This window comes from Ferrimonas sp. YIN67 (assembly GCF_057219095.1).
In genome coordinates this window covers 329,247-342,968 of sequence record NZ_JBXVVJ010000001.1, presented here as the reverse complement: position 1 = coordinate 342,968, position 13,722 = coordinate 329,247, and the positions used below count along the sequence as shown (strand labels likewise).

Genomic DNA, 13,722 nt, shown 5'->3' with positions numbered 1-13,722 from the left:
TGGGGGAGGGGCAGCATAGCGGAATGCCGAGATCCTGCCTAGCCGTCGTACAGTGATGATCTTATTGATTAGATGTTTGAGAAGCGCTTCCACGGGTCGAACCTATGGCCTATTGGATCGCCATGGGTGTGATGGGTTTAAGCCCAAATAGAAAAAGGAGGCCAGATGGCCTCCTTTTCATTGCCTGATGGCGGGATTAGAAGCGGTAGTTGTACTGCATGGAGAAGTACTGGGCGTTGGAGCGGGTGATGGCGGTGACGAAGGTCGGGGCACCAAATGCGCCGCTCAATAGGGCACTCTCTTCATTCACCTCAACGTTTTTGCCTTGAACATAGGCGTAACCGAAATCGAGGCTTTGGTTCGGGGTCAGCTTGTAACTGGCACCGGCGGTATACCAGTTACGATCGGAGTCCGGGATGGAGATGGACTCAACCTGATCGATCACACCGTTGTCGAACAGGTAACCGGCACGCAGATCCCACTTGTCGCTGAGGGAATAGGTTGCCCCGATGCTGTAAAGCCAGGAGTCTTTCCACTCGTAGACTTTCAGCGCATCTTCATCCAGCGTTGGTGCACCCAGATTGGGGATCTCGACCAGGCTGGTGCCATTTTTCAGGGTGATTTGATCGAAGTCGCTCCATTTGGTCCATTGCAGGGTGTAGTGCACGGCCAGTTTGGGCAGAACTTGGTGGAAGCCACCAATCTGGAAGACATCCGGCAGCGGCACGTCCATCTCTTCGTATCGGGTGGGCAGCAGCTCTCCGCCCAGCGCTGGATAACTACTGACTTTATCCAGATCCCCATCGACTGTGGTATCGGGGCTGTAGCGGTAGCTCAGACCGATGCGATGGTTTTCGTTAAATTCAATCAAACCACCGACGATCCCACCAAGGCCCCAGCCATCGGCGTCCACATTGGTCAACGGAATATCAGAGCCGGGCACGTTGCCTCGAGTGACTTCCCCTGAGCCGTAGATCACGTCCAGGCCTGCACCGACACTGAACATCTCGTTGATGCGGTAGGAGAGGCTGGCGTTAAGGTTGACGGTGGTCAATTGAGTGTTGCCCAGCAGATCATCTGGGCCGGGGATCTGGCCCAGAACAAAGGTCTTACCTTGCAGATCGCTGGTGTCGGTGCCGGTACCAAAATTGGTGAAGGCACCCAGGCCGAAGGCCAGCTTGTCGTTCAGTGGCTGGATATAGTAGACGGCGGGGACTACCTTGCTGTCGGCGGCATCATGTTCGCTGCCTACGTGCTGAGTACCTACCAGTGGGACATCGAAGTTGATGTCCTTGATCTTGACGTCCACATCCAGGTAGCTGATCCCGACTGAGAGCGCTTTTTGGTCGAACAGGGCCATACCGGCGGGGTTGCGGGCCAGGATGGCGGCGTTGTCGCCGATGGCGGCGTCCCCAGAGATGGCCCGGCCGACGCCAGCGGCGGACTGGGCGTTCAGGCCAAAACCGGCGGCCAAAGACGGGGCGCTCAAAGCCAGGATGCTGGTGGCGAGCAAAGTTTTCCGTATTGTTGTCATCGTTCTAATCCCGTTGTGTTTTTTTTGCTATGCGCCGGGCAGTGTATTAATAAATGAAACGAGAGCATTTGCTCTAATCTGAGTTTTTGCTCGGTACTGTGATCTGGATCACATTTTGTGCTGGTGAGGAAAGAAAGAGGGAGAACGTGCAGGGATATGGCGGGGAAAAAGCAAAAAGGAGGCCGGTTGGCCTCCTTGTGACGTGCTTAGCCGTGAGTGCTTAGAAGCGGCGGCTGTATTGCAGGGAGTAGTAGGTCGCGCCGGACTCAGTAGTGGCATTGACTGGACCGACCAAGGCCGAGTCTTCCACCAGATTGACTTTTTCGCCGCGAATAACGGCCATGCCGAGATCGATGGCGCTGTTGCGGCTCAGCTGGTAACCCACACCTGCGGTGTACCAGTTACGGTCGGAATCCGGGATGGACAGGGACTCGGTGTCACCGACCACGCCCTGATCGAACATGTAACCGGCGCGCAGGGTCCATTTGTCATTCAGGCTGTAGGTACCGCCGATGCTCAGCATCCAGGAGTCTTTCCAGTTGTAATCTTTGAGGACCACGTTACCGAGGCTTTCACTTTCACTAATAGAAAGTTTGTGTACCTGTTGATCACCAAAATCGTTGCAGTTGCCCGGTGCAAGTGGATTGTTGGTGCAAGTCAGGGTGATCGTTGCATCGCTCCCTGCAACCAGTTGGCCATTGGTAGCTGTGATCTTGTCAAACACACTCCACTTGGTCCACTGCGCGGTGTAATGCATGGCAAAGCGATCGGTGAGCTGGTGGAAGCCGGCAAACTGGAAGATATCTGGTACCGGGACTTCCAACTCGTCGAAGTTGGCATTGACTGCCAGTGGGGCGTCAATGTTAATGCCTATAATGGTCCCAGGTACGTTGACCATACCACCGGTGACGGTTGCGTTGATGGCAGCATCCGTGGAGATGTTCGCACCCACTTTACCACTGGCTTTTACGGTGGGGCTAACACGGTAGCTCATGCCGAAGCGGTGGTTTTCGTTCACTTCGTAGGTCGCACCGACGATACCGCCAAAGCCAATTCCGTCGGCATCGGCATTAATGCCAGTGGTTATGTCATCGAGACCAATGTTAGCGATCCCGCCCAAAATGGATTGGCTAAATTGGGCGCCAGCCATGTCCAGGCGGCTCAGCTTACCACTGCCCTGGATCAGATCCAGACCGGCACCGATGGCCAATTTGTCATTGATGCGGTAGGAGACGCTGGCATTGAGGTTCATGGTGATCACCTCGGTCTCACCGATGAGATCATACGGCGGGGTGCCAGCTGCCGCAGGAGAGACACCGGATAGCAGAGAGCGGGTGTCGGTGCCGGTACCGAAGTTGGTAAAGCCGGCGAAACCGATGGCCCACTTGTCGCTCAGGGGCTGGATGTAGTAGAAGTTCGGGATCACTGCAGCATCGGCGGCATCGTCGATGTTGTTCAGGTTACCGCCTTCGTAGTTGACGTTGGAGATCTTGACGTCGGTATCGGCGTAGGCAACACCCAAAGACAGGGCAGCGGAATCAAACATCGCCATGGCGGCCGGGTTACGGGACAGCACGGAGGCATTGTCGGCGATCACTGCATCACCGGAGAAGGCGCGACCGATACCGGTGGCGGATTGGGAGTTCAAACCAAAGCCAGCAGCCAGGGTCTGGGTGCTGGTCAAGGCGATCGCAGTGGCGATCAGTGTCTTGTTCATCGTTTTCATCTGCGCTCTCACTAAAATGCAGTGGATCGTTTTAATAATGGTGCGCATTCTAGGGAGGGGGGTGGGGTCTACATATCCGACCAGAGGGCGTTTTGGGGGTAAGTTCGGTGACTTTGCAGGCAACTCGACGCTTTTGGCGGTGAATGTGTTTTTGGGGTGTGTTTTATGTAAAAGCAAAGGGCGCCGGAGGCGCCCTTTGTTGTTGTGGGGTTTAGAGTAGCTGCTCAAATCTGGCGTGCTGCTCTCGCACCGGCTGGCTGGCGGGTAGCCATTGACTGATGAGGACGCCTGCCAGGGTGGCAAACAGGAAGCCTGGCAGGATCTCGTACAGATCAAACAGGCCACCTGAGAGGGGCTTCCAGATCACCACGGTGGCGGCACCGACCAGGATGGTGGCAATCGCGCCGTAGCGGCTGTATCCGCGCCAGTACAGGGCGAGCAGGACCACGGGGCCGAAGGCGGCACCAAATCCGGCCCAGGCGTAGGACACCAGGCTTAGGACGCTGGATTGAGGATTGAGGGCGATCACTGTGGCCAGCACGGCAACGGCCAGGACGGTCAAGCGTCCGACCATCACCTTCTCCCGCTCAGAGGCGTCCGGACGCAGCCACTTCTTATAGAAGTCTTCGGTGACCACGGAGGAGCACACTAAGAGTTGGGAATCGATGGTGCTCATGATCGCCGAGAGGATGGCGGCGATCAGGAAGCCGGCGATCCAGGGGTTGAACAGGACCTTGGACAGTTCGATAAAGACGGTTTCGGGGTTGGTCAGCGGGCTGTCGGCAAAGTAAAGGTAACCGGCCAGGCCAGTAGCCAGTGCACCAAACAGGGAGACCACCATCCAGCTCATGGCGATACGACGGGAGACGGGCAGATCTTTGACGTCTCCGATGGCCATAAAGCGGGAGAGGATGTGGGGCTGGCCGAAGTAACCCAGGCCCCAGGCCATCAGGGAGATAATGGCCAGCAGGGAGAGGCTTTCTGGGATCAGCTCCAGCATGGCGGGTTCGACCATGGCGATATCATGGGTATCACCGAAGAACACCACGGCGGGCACCACCAGCAGGGCAAGCAGCATCAGGATCCCCTGGAAAAAATCGGTCCAGCTGACGGCAAAGAAGCCGCCGACGAAGGTGTAGGAAACGATGATGGAGGCACCGATCAGCAAAGCGGTGGTGTACTCAAGGCCGAACGCCTGCTCAAACAGGATCGCGCCACCGACCATGCCGGAAGAGGTATAGAAGGTGAAGAACAGCAAGATGGTGGAGGCGGCGACCAGTCGCAAGATCCCGGTATCGGCGAAGCGGCCTTCCAGGAAGTCGGGCAGGGTCAGGGAGTCGCGGGTAAATTCGGTGTAGATCCGCAGACGTTTGGCCACCAGGTGCCAGTTGATCCAGGCGCCCAGTACCAGGCCGATGCCGATCCAGGCTTCGCTGAGTCCCGAGAGATAAACCGCCCCGGGCAATCCCAACAGGAGCCAGCCGGACATATCGGAGGCGCCGACACTCAAGGCAGTGACGGCCGGGCCCATTTTACGGCCCCCAAGGATGTAGTCTGAGGAGGTGTTGGTGTTCTTGTATGCAAGCGTGCCAATGACCAAAAGGAAGATCAAATAGCCGAAAAAAGTAATGCTGGTCGCCGTGGTGATCATGCTTATATTCTACTGTCCTTAATTCTATGCGACCGAATGCTAACAAAGGACTCCCTGAGTGACCAGTCATACCAATTTACCAGGCCAACTTGTTTGGCGAACTTTCGCCCAGTTAACGGTTGGACAGCTGTACGATCTATTGCGGCTGCGTGAGCGGGTGTTCCAGTTGGAGCAAAGCAGTCTCTATGAAGATATTGATGGCCAGGATCCTGATGCTTGGCACCTTTTGGTGAGTGATGACAGTGGCGTGCTGCTGGGTTATCTGAGACTGATATCAAACGGTGAGGTGTTAAAGCTGGGCCGGATCGTCTTGGCCCCGTCGGCGCGGGGGACTGGCCTGGGGCGGGCCTTGATCCAGGAGGGGATAGAGCGCGGCCGTTTATTGGCCCCCGGGTTGGCCATCAAGATCTCGGCTCAACAGGCGCTGACCCACTATTACCAAAGTTTCGGGTTTGAGGTGGTCTCCCAACCCTATGACGATGGGGGTGTGATGCACCTGGATATGGTGCTGGCTCCCTGAACACAAAGCGCCGTGCTCTAACAGCACGGCGCTGATGCTTTCCTGCTCTGCCTGCTTAGAGACTCTGATACCCGCCACTCAAGGCATTCAACGCGGGCTTGAGGCGTTGCTGTGGGGTGCCCACCACAGCCATATGCAGGGTGCCATGATCCGTGCCCAGGCCATGGAAGTGGTCATTGGCAAAGCGGTCGGGCAGGGTAGCCCCCTCTTGCGCAGGGATCATAAACAGGGTGATGCGGCCCTCATCGGAATCCATCACCACATGCAGGCTGCGGATCCCATCAAAGTCACAATAATTGGCGTAGTAGATGGCCCCGGGGACTTGTGAAAACTGTCCACCAAGGGATGCCAATTTCGTATTCAGGGCGTTCAGGCTCACCTGTTCATCGATGGATTCGACAAAGCTTTGCTCATGGGCGACATGGGCCAGGGCATGCTGACCGAGATCGCCAGGTACGCGGGTTGCCAGAGTAAAGATCAGGCCGACGGCGAAGGCCACCGATGCGACGGCGGCCAATTGCCAGCGATGACGACGTTGCTGTTGATGATGAACCGTCAGATTTTGGCTAAGTAGCAGGCGCTCGGCCAGATCTTCGGGGATCGGGACTTTGGCCGCATGATTGATTTTATGCTCCAGGGTTTGAAGCTCCTGCCGAAAGGCGGCATAGGCCGGATCGTCTGCGGCGGCCTGGATCAGCTCCGGATCCTGGCTACTCGGGTCGGCATACAGGCGCCGACGGAATTCAAGCTCATCCATTTCGTTGCCCCTCATTGATGTGATGAACGTCCAGGGCTTCGCGCAACTGGTTCCGGGCCCGAAACAGCCGGGTCATCACGGTATTACGGTTGAGCTCCAGCACGGTGGCGATCTCGTCACCGGAGAAGCCATAGAGCACCTGGAGCAACAAGGGCTCTCGGTATTCCGGCTCCAACTGGGCCATTTTTTTGCGCAGCCACTGATTCTCCACGTCCTGCTCTTGGGTCGTAGTGCCGAGATCGGCGACCTGCATCTCATCGATGTTGGTCAGATCGAACTGCTTACGCTCGAAGCGGCGGGCATTCTCCCGCCGCAATATGGTAATGAGCCAGGCCTTTGCCGCTTTTTCATCCTTGAGTGCGTCGAGCGATTTCCAGGCCCGCAAAAATGTCTCCTGAACCAGGTCGTCAGCAATCGAGCGGTCGTGACTCAGCCAGTAGGCATAGCGAAAGAGGTCGCCGTGCAGGGCTCGCACCAGCGCCTCATAGCGTTTTTGTTTGCTCATCATGTCTCTAGTGACCGATGAAGCCGCCTTTTTCTTTCCTAAACCCCTGAACATTTTTGCGTCACCTTCCCTTTTGTGCGCCCGCCCGCAGATTTAACCCATTGTGGATGTCGGATCCAGTGGCGGCAAGAGTGATTGCCGATTACGGGTGTCCTGCGTTGAGAGGGCACGGAGCGCCGTTGCCAGCTTGTCACCCTGCCAGGGGTGATTGGACGGGCTGTAGCGGCTGCGTTGCAGTTGGCTTAGGGGCTCGGCCAGGCTCGGTAGCTGGGCCGGGATCTGGGCCAAAGATGTCGGACGCTCAAGGTATTCACTGGCCCAGCGGGGCAGCAGGTTGAGGACCAGGCTGGCATCATTCTGTTGGCAGGCTTGCAGCAGTGTCCGCTCGCTGACGACGGGTTTCAGATCCGGGCTCTCCGTGATCGATGGGCGAGCCTGGCCTCGGCGCACCCCCCATACCAGGGTCGCCAGCCAGAGCAGGGCAAAGACGATTGTGGTATAGGGCCAGAGTCCTGGAGTGTGGATGACCTGGGTTTGGTTTGAGAGGGGCTCCTGCTCCAAAGAGAAGCTGGGTACGGGGATAGGCGCCAATCCCGTGCTGCTGGGCAGGACCTCGATGGTACGCTCAGGCAAGACCGCCCACTCCTGGCGTTTCAGCCGGGCATTCCACCAGGGAACGCGCAACTCGGGCAGGGTATAGCTGCCGGGCTGGCTGGGAACCAGGGCGACGCTCTGCTCCAGGGTCGCGATCAACTGTGTTTCCCTTACCCCACCGTTGCGTTCAACCTTATCCGGGTAGAGACGGACTCCCTCGGGGGCCGTCAGTGTCAGCTGTGGCAGGGCATCGGCTACGGTGCCGATGGCGGTCAGGCGTAGGGTTCGAGTGATGGGTTGGCCCACCTCAAATTCGGTCGGTGCGGCCTCGTCGGCGAGGTTATCATTTAAGGCCACCATGTCGGCGACCAGCCACTCCCCCTTGTAGGCGGCGGGTTTCGGCAGCACCGTCAGGCTGATGGGATCGCTGGTGGCCACCATGGAGCGGGCCTGACCCCGGCCAAAGAAGTCGTTACTGCGATTGGCGACGATCAGATCCCCTTCAAAGGTGGCCGTGCCCAACTCCAGTGCGCCGCTTTGTTGCGCGGTGATCAGGAATTGGCGATCAATGGTGCGGTAGCGCCGTCCCTGGCGGATGATGCTGCCGGCACTGTCTTCACCCAGTTGTTGCAGGTTGGCCTGGGCGTGCTCTGGGGCGTTGAGGGTGCCTCGTTGCAGATCGGCCCCCAGATAGAGGGTCAAGGTGAGTACGGCAGGCTGGCCGACGTAGACTCTGTCTGAATCGAGACGCGTTTCGATAAAGGCCAGGGGCAGTTGCTCCAGGGCGTCGGCTTGGTCCTGAGCCAAAACGGTCAGTTCAATGGGCTGGCTGGCAACGCCTTCGATCTGCAGGGATGGCAGGGTAAAGGTACCTGTCTTGCGGGGCAGCAGTAGCACCTGCCAGCGGGTCTGGCGTTGCATGTCGAAATTAACGATCTGGGTGCTGGAGCTGACGTTGACCCGGCCAAGGATAAAATCGCGTTCCAGTGGCGTGGTGTCCAGCGCGTCCCGATCGACGCTGTCATCAGCCGTCACGCTCAGGGTAAAGGACTGACCCATCAGCACCGGATTTTGATCCACCGTGGTGGTTAACTGGGTCAGGGCCCAGCTGGCGGAGGAGAAAAGCAGCGCCAGGCAGGCCAGTGTCGGCAAAAATATCTTGGGTAAAACTCGCATTACCACTGGGTACGCTCCGTATTGATGGTGCCTTCCTGACGGCGGCGTTGGTATTCCAATTGCATTTTGTTGCGCAACAGTTGGCCGGGATCATCCTGTACCAACTGGAGTTGTCGGTGTAGCTGACGGTTGTCAACGTCCTCTTCGGTCGGCTGTGCTGAGCTTGAGGCCTGGGACTGCTCTTCGTCGGTGGACTCTTGTGGTGTGGAGGCAGGCGGTGTGGACTCGGGGTTGGCCTCCGTGCCGGGCGTCTGATCGTCCGGATTTAGCTTATCGCTCTGGTTCTGCTCGCCGTTCTGGCTTTGCTCGACGTCCGGGTTTTGCTCACCGTCCGGGTTTTGCTCACCGTTCTGGCTTGGCTCGCCGCTTTGATTCTGCTCACCGTTCTGGCTTGGCTCGTCGTCCGGGTTTTGCTCACCCTTCTGGCTCTGCTCACCGTTCTGGTTCTGCTCGCCGTTCTGGTTCTGCTCGCCGTTCTGGCTTTGCTCGCCGTCCGGGCTTTGCTCGCCGTTCTGGTTCTGCTCGCCGTTCTGGTTCTGCTCGCCGTTTTGGTTCTGCTCGCCGTCCGGGTTCTGCTCGCCGTCCGGGTTTTGCTCACCCTCAGGCTGTTGGGCGATCAACTGCTCCATCAGGTCCAGATTTTCCTGTGCCTGTTCGTGGCTTGGGTGCCGGTCCAGGACCTCACGATAGCGTTGGGCGGCATCTTGATAACGCCCCAGTTGGGCAAGGGCATTACCGCCGTTATAGAGACTGTTTAGATCCTCTGCCTGATCGAAGGCTTCAAGAGCCTGTTCATACTCTCCCGCCCGGTAGTGAGCGGCGCCCCGCCAGGCGGGATTGTTGAATTGGTTGGCAGCCTGGCTAAAGTCGCCCTGTTCAAAGGCGGCTTGTCCCTGTTGGTCGGCGCGTAACCAGGGGTTGGCGTTGCCACTGGGGCTAAAGGCCAGCAGGGGCAACATCATGGGGAGCAGTGCCAGCAGTGCGTGGCGTCGCATCATCCAGGCCAGGGGCAGAAGCAGCAATGCCAGCAGATAGCCCCCCCGATCCTGCCATTGGCTGTGACCTTGATGCCCATGTTCGCGGCCAGTGTCCATCTGTGCTGGCCCCTTGTCTGCCAGGCTGAGCACGTCACTGCCGTCGGGCTGGTAGGGCACCAGGGTGCCATCACCGGCCCGGGCCAGCTTGCCCAGCAGCTCAAAGTCCGTGAAGGCCAGGGCCACCTCGCCAGAGCGGGTACGGATCAGCTCGCCACCTGGGGGCTCCATGGGCGCCCCGGCGGGGGTGCCCAGGGCGAGGATCTTCAGGGTCCATGGCATTTTCTTGGCCAGCTCAATCGCTTCATCGGCATGTTCAGGGTGGAGATCATCGGCGATCAGCAGGATCTCCCCATTGAGATAGCCCGCATCCCGCAGCAGCTGATCGGCCTGGTACAGCCCCTTGGGGACATTGGAGCCGGGGACAGGGACCAGATCCGGCGATAAAACAGGGATCAGGTTGGCCAGGGTGGCGCGATCATCGGTCAGCGGGGCCAGGGTGAAGGCATCGCCACCGTAGACCACCAGCCCCATCTCGCCTTCAGGCAAGTGTTCAAGCAGATCCAGTGCCTTGAAGCGGGCATGGGCCAGTCGGTTGGGGGGGAGATCGGTGGCCCACATGGAGTAGGACATGTCCATCAGCAGAACCCGGCCCTGATCCAGCTGGAACAGAGGCACTGAGCGTTTGTCCCAGGCGGGGCCGGAGAGGGCAAGCAGGATCAGCGCCAGCAGGGTGATGGGGAGCGCTTGGCCCAGGGCTTTGCTGGTGCCCTCACTCTGCAGCATGGCCTGGTGCAGGTGTGCAGGCAGTAGCTTGCTCCAAAACTGATGATGTTGACCCTGGCGTCTCAGCCACCAGGCCAGGATCGGGAGCAGTAACAGGCCCAACAGTACCCAGGGACGGATCAAATGAAAGTCAGCCATGTTGCCTCCTCACCAGTAGTAGCGTAAGTAGGCCCAGGGCTATGGCTAAGGGCCAGGTATAGAGTTCGGTTTGTGGGCGCCATTGGCTGCCCTCCTGCTCCAGCGGTTCAAGCTGGTCGAGCTCGGCGTAGATCTCATCGAGTTCTGCCGTGGTACGGGCCCTGAAGTAGCGTCCGCCAGTAGACTCGGACAGTTCGATAAATTCGGCTTCCGCCCGGTCCAGTTCGGCCGAGGGATTGACCGTGCTGCTGCCAAACAGGCGGCGCTGTTTCATCTGGGAAGAGCCGACACCTATGGTATAGAGGGTGACGCCAGCCTGGCGAGCCAGCTCGACCGCCTGAGCCGGGGTAAAGCGGCCGGCGTTGTTCTCCCCGTCGGTCAGCAGCACCAGCACTCGGGAACTTTGCTCCAGCTCTTCGAAGCGCTTAACAGCCAGGGCGATGGAGTCGCCGATGGCGGTCTGGTTCCCCACCAGGCCGATCTCGGATTCCCGCAGATACTGGGCAACGGTTTGCCGGTCAAAGGTCAGGGGCGCCTGAAGGTAGGCGGCGTCGGCAAACAGGATCAGCCCCAGGCGATCCCCGTCCCGGCGCTGGATAAAGTCGCCCAGGACATGGCGAACCATGGTGTAGCGATCCACCAGTCGGCCATTGAGCTCCATGTCTTCGATCAACATGGAGCCGGAGAGATCCACCGAGATCATCAGATCCCGACCTTCCCGCTTGAGGGCCACGGGCTCTCCAAGCCAAAGGGGCCGACAGGCCGCCAGTACCAGACACAGCCAGGTCAGTGCCCCGAGCACGCGCCACCTCGTCTTGGGAGCCGGACCGCCAGCCAGGGCGATGGAGCGGCTCAGGCTGCCGGGCAGGCGCAAAGCACTGACAGCGGCCGGGCGTCGGCGTGGCAGCAGCCAGGGGAGGGGCAGGGCCAAGAGCAGCCAGGGCCATTCGAAGCTCAGCATGCCGGTGCCTCCCTGTTTGCCTTGTGATGGCTTGGCAGGGCCCGAAGGGCTTGCCCAGTGGCGGCGATCAACGCGGCGCCGTCTGGGATGGCGTTGTCGCTGCGATAGGGGTTCCCCAGCAGGGTGGGCCAGGGGGCCGGATGCAGCTGATTCAGGAAGCTGTGCCAGGCGTCACCGTGCAGCCCGGCGATGGCTTCCCTATCGGTGTAGGCGATGGCGGTGCGCTTAAGCAGGGTGGGGATCGTCCGGTTGAGATCGCTCTGAAGGGGATCCAATGCTGCCAGGGCTTGAAGCGCCTGGCGCAATGGCGCCCGGTAGCGATGGCGACGCCATAACCATACTGTCAGGGAGGTTCCGGCCAGCAGGAGCAGCGCCATCAGTAACCACCAGCCCCAGGCCAGTGGCCAGGGACTCACCGCCGGGGGGAGAAGGATATCGTGAAGTTGTTCTAAGGGATTCATAACCACAATTTTTGCCACTGCTGCTCCAGAGGGGCGGCAGCACTGATCTCACTCAAGGCCAGGTCTTGTTGCAGGCTTTGCTGATAGGCGCGTTCCTGCGCGCTATGCCAGCGACTGGAAAGGGTTTTGGCGCCCTGATGATCCAGCCAATTTGGCCGGACCTGATCTGGAAGACGCACCGGCAGGGGACCGCCGGCATCACGCAGCTTGTCAAACAGGGGATCGGTCAGGCAGAACAGACGCACTTCGGCGTGACGCCTTAGCCGTTTGATCCGCTGCAGGCTCTCTTCATCCATGCCCAGGGGGTTGGTGATGATCACGGCCAGGGAGCCGGGGCGCACCAGGCGTTCGAGGCGGACCAGGGCTGCAGACCAGTAGTCACCATTTTCCTGGGTTGGGGCTTTGCCATGCTTCTCAATCAGGGCTTCGAGCATCGCCAGTAGCCCGGCTCGCCGGGCCTTGGGTTTGAGCTCTGCATGCTCGGACTCGTTGCAGACGATCCCGCCGAGACGATCGCCCTTACCGGTAATGTGCCAGCTCAGGGTCGCGGCCAGGTGCGCCGCCTGCACTGACTGCAGAAGCAGCTCAGAGCCCAGTTGCATTCGGCTGCCCAGATCGACGCACAGTAGAACCGGACGCTCCCGTTCGTCGCGAAACAGCTTGGTGTGCGCTTTGCCGGTTCGGGCCGTTACGCGCCAGTCGATGGTGCGGATATCGTCACCGCTTTGATAGGCGCGCACCTCGGCGAACTCCATGCCACGCCCCTTGAGCCGCGACAGCCGTTCGCCCGCCATCAGGGCGCGGGCTCGGCCCTGATCACCGCTGCGGATCAGATCCTGATGCTCGGCCCGGGCCAGCAGCTCCTTGAGGCAAAGGGTGGCACCGTTCCCATGGCGAGGCAGGGGTAACCTTGCAGCAGACATCAGGGTACGGCCACCAGCTTGAGGATCCGGGCGATCACCTGATCTTTGCTAACGCCTTCGGCCTCAGCCTGGTAGCTCAGCAGGATCCGGTGACGCAGTACATTGGGGGCCACCGCCTGGATATCTTCCGGGGCGACATAGTCCCGTCCCAGCAGGAAGGCACGGGCACGGGCACAGCGTTCCAGGGCGATACTGGCACGTGGGCTGACGCCCCATTGCAACCATTGCCCCAGGGTGTCGTCATAGCGAGCCGGCTGGCGTGTTGCCATCACCAGGGACACTATGTATTGCTCCATCTGAGGGGCCAGGTGGATCCCCAGGGCTGCATCCCGGGCGGCAAACACTTCGGCTTCCGTCAGGGGCTGGGGTGGGGTGATCACACTGTGTTTGGCTTCGTTGCGGGACAGCGCCAGGATCTGCAACTCGGTCTCAGCGTCGGGGTAGTCCAGAGACAGGTGCAGCAGGAAGCGGTCGAGCTGGGCTTCTGGCAGGGGGTAGGTGCCTTCGTTCTCGATGGGGTTTTGGGTGGCCATCACCATAAATAGACGGGGCAAGGGGTAGCTGCGCTTCCCTACGGTGATCTGCCCCTCAGCCATCGCTTCGAGCAGTGCGGACTGGACCTTGGCGGGAGCCCGGTTGATCTCATCGGCCAGCGCCAGGTTGTGGAACAGAGGGCCGGCTTGAAACTCGAACTGGCCGGTTTCCTGACGGAAAATATCGGTGCCGGTCAGATCTGCCGGAAGCAGATCCGGGGTGAACTGGATGCGGTGGAAATTGCCATCGATGCAGTCGGCCAGGGCTTTTACGGCCCGGGTCTTGGCCAGTCCGGGTGGACCCTCCACCAGGAGGTGGCCATCTGCGATCAGGGCGATCAGCAGACCCTCTACCAAGCTGGGCTGTCCCAGGATCATCTGGTGCAGATAGGATTGGATCTGATTAAGGCGTTGCAGTTGCAT

At 59.6% G+C, this 13,722-nt stretch carries 12 protein-coding genes; 1 reads left to right on the top strand and 11 read right to left on the bottom strand.

Translation table 11 applies throughout. From position 1 onward, the window contains the following. Nucleotides 1-196: 196 nt before the first annotated feature. From AC2D8U_RS01330 to putP, 3 genes are all read right to left on the bottom strand, one after another. The gene (locus tag AC2D8U_RS01330) at nucleotides 197-1,534 is read right to left on the bottom strand and encodes an OmpP1/FadL family transporter (protein WP_484617232.1); all 1,338 of its coding nucleotides are present in this window, start codon (nucleotides 1,532-1,534) and stop codon (nucleotides 197-199) included. A 220-nt stretch (nucleotides 1,535-1,754) separates the two neighbouring features. Continuing rightward, nucleotides 1,755-3,260, bottom strand: coding sequence for an outer membrane protein transport protein (locus tag AC2D8U_RS01325; protein WP_484617231.1), 1,506 nt, complete (start codon nucleotides 3,258-3,260; stop codon nucleotides 1,755-1,757). Between the two features lie 211 nt (nucleotides 3,261-3,471). Further along, nucleotides 3,472-4,911 (bottom strand): sodium/proline symporter PutP, encoded by a 1,440-nt coding sequence (gene putP / locus AC2D8U_RS01320; RefSeq protein WP_484617230.1) that lies wholly within the window; start codon nucleotides 4,909-4,911, stop codon nucleotides 3,472-3,474. A 58-nt stretch (nucleotides 4,912-4,969) separates the two neighbouring features. Between putP and AC2D8U_RS01315 the strand changes: the two genes are divergently transcribed. Further along, the gene (locus AC2D8U_RS01315; protein ID WP_484617229.1) at nucleotides 4,970-5,431 is read left to right on the top strand and encodes a GNAT family N-acetyltransferase; all 462 of its coding nucleotides are present in this window, start codon (nucleotides 4,970-4,972) and stop codon (nucleotides 5,429-5,431) included. Between the two features lie 55 nt (nucleotides 5,432-5,486). Here AC2D8U_RS01315 and AC2D8U_RS01310 read toward each other — a convergent pair whose 3' ends face one another. Genes AC2D8U_RS01310 through AC2D8U_RS01275 form a run of 8 tightly spaced genes read right to left on the bottom strand, consistent with a single transcriptional unit; the run spans nucleotide 5,487 to nucleotide 13,722 of the window. Continuing rightward, nucleotides 5,487-6,188 carry a DUF3379 family protein gene (locus AC2D8U_RS01310; protein ID WP_484617228.1) on the bottom strand — a complete coding sequence of 234 codons (702 nt, stop codon included), beginning with the start codon at nucleotides 6,186-6,188 and terminating at the stop codon, nucleotides 5,487-5,489. Then, nucleotides 6,181-6,747, bottom strand: coding sequence for a sigma-70 family RNA polymerase sigma factor (locus tag AC2D8U_RS01305; protein WP_484617227.1), 567 nt, complete (start codon nucleotides 6,745-6,747; stop codon nucleotides 6,181-6,183). Before AC2D8U_RS01305 ends, AC2D8U_RS01310 begins: the two co-directional genes overlap by 8 nt. 39 nt (nucleotides 6,748-6,786) lie before the next feature. After that, nucleotides 6,787-8,463 carry a BatD family protein gene (locus AC2D8U_RS01300; RefSeq protein ID WP_484617695.1) on the bottom strand — a complete coding sequence of 559 codons (1,677 nt, stop codon included), beginning with the start codon at nucleotides 8,461-8,463 and terminating at the stop codon, nucleotides 6,787-6,789. After that, nucleotides 8,463-10,421, bottom strand: a complete 1,959-nt coding sequence (locus AC2D8U_RS01295; protein ID WP_484617226.1) for a vWA domain-containing protein — start codon at nucleotides 10,419-10,421, stop codon at nucleotides 8,463-8,465. Before AC2D8U_RS01295 ends, AC2D8U_RS01300 begins: the two co-directional genes overlap by 1 nt. After that, nucleotides 10,414-11,382 (bottom strand): vWA domain-containing protein, encoded by a 969-nt coding sequence (locus AC2D8U_RS01290; protein WP_484617225.1) that lies wholly within the window; start codon nucleotides 11,380-11,382, stop codon nucleotides 10,414-10,416. Before AC2D8U_RS01290 ends, AC2D8U_RS01295 begins: the two co-directional genes overlap by 8 nt. Beyond that, nucleotides 11,376-11,843 (bottom strand): DUF4381 domain-containing protein, encoded by a 468-nt coding sequence (locus AC2D8U_RS01285; protein WP_484617224.1) that lies wholly within the window; start codon nucleotides 11,841-11,843, stop codon nucleotides 11,376-11,378. Before AC2D8U_RS01285 ends, AC2D8U_RS01290 begins: the two co-directional genes overlap by 7 nt. After that, nucleotides 11,840-12,766, bottom strand: a complete 927-nt coding sequence (locus AC2D8U_RS01280; protein WP_484617223.1) for a DUF58 domain-containing protein — start codon at nucleotides 12,764-12,766, stop codon at nucleotides 11,840-11,842. Before AC2D8U_RS01280 ends, AC2D8U_RS01285 begins: the two co-directional genes overlap by 4 nt. Next, nucleotides 12,766-13,722: an AAA family ATPase gene (locus AC2D8U_RS01275; protein ID WP_484617222.1), complete on the bottom strand. Its 957-nt coding sequence runs from the start codon at nucleotides 13,720-13,722 to the stop codon at nucleotides 12,766-12,768. The genes AC2D8U_RS01280 and AC2D8U_RS01275 overlap by 1 nt, the downstream gene beginning before the upstream one ends.

Bases quoted from the DNA above. Each gene is read 5' to 3' on its own strand.
- AC2D8U_RS01330 (WP_484617232.1), bottom strand. From the start codon at position 1,534: ATGACAACAATACGGAAAACTTTGCTCGCCACCAGCATCCTGGCTTTG.
- AC2D8U_RS01325 (WP_484617231.1), bottom strand. From the start codon at position 3,260: ATGAAAACGATGAACAAGACACTGATCGCCACTGCGATCGCCTTGACC.
- putP (WP_484617230.1), bottom strand. From the start codon at position 4,911: ATGATCACCACGGCGACCAGCATTACTTTTTTCGGCTATTTGATCTTC.
- AC2D8U_RS01310 (WP_484617228.1), bottom strand. From the start codon at position 6,188: ATGGATGAGCTTGAATTCCGTCGGCGCCTGTATGCCGACCCGAGTAGC.
- AC2D8U_RS01305 (WP_484617227.1), bottom strand. From the start codon at position 6,747: ATGTTCAGGGGTTTAGGAAAGAAAAAGGCGGCTTCATCGGTCACTAGA.
- AC2D8U_RS01300 (WP_484617695.1), bottom strand. From the start codon at position 8,463: ATGCGAGTTTTACCCAAGATATTTTTGCCGACACTGGCCTGCCTGGCG.
- AC2D8U_RS01295 (WP_484617226.1), bottom strand. From the start codon at position 10,421: ATGGCTGACTTTCATTTGATCCGTCCCTGGGTACTGTTGGGCCTGTTA.
- AC2D8U_RS01290 (WP_484617225.1), bottom strand. From the start codon at position 11,382: ATGCTGAGCTTCGAATGGCCCTGGCTGCTCTTGGCCCTGCCCCTCCCC.
- AC2D8U_RS01285 (WP_484617224.1), bottom strand. From the start codon at position 11,843: ATGAATCCCTTAGAACAACTTCACGATATCCTTCTCCCCCCGGCGGTG.
- AC2D8U_RS01280 (WP_484617223.1), bottom strand. From the start codon at position 12,766: ATGTCTGCTGCAAGGTTACCCCTGCCTCGCCATGGGAACGGTGCCACC.
- AC2D8U_RS01275 (WP_484617222.1), bottom strand. From the start codon at position 13,722: ATGCAACTGCAACGCCTTAATCAGATCCAATCCTATCTGCACCAGATG.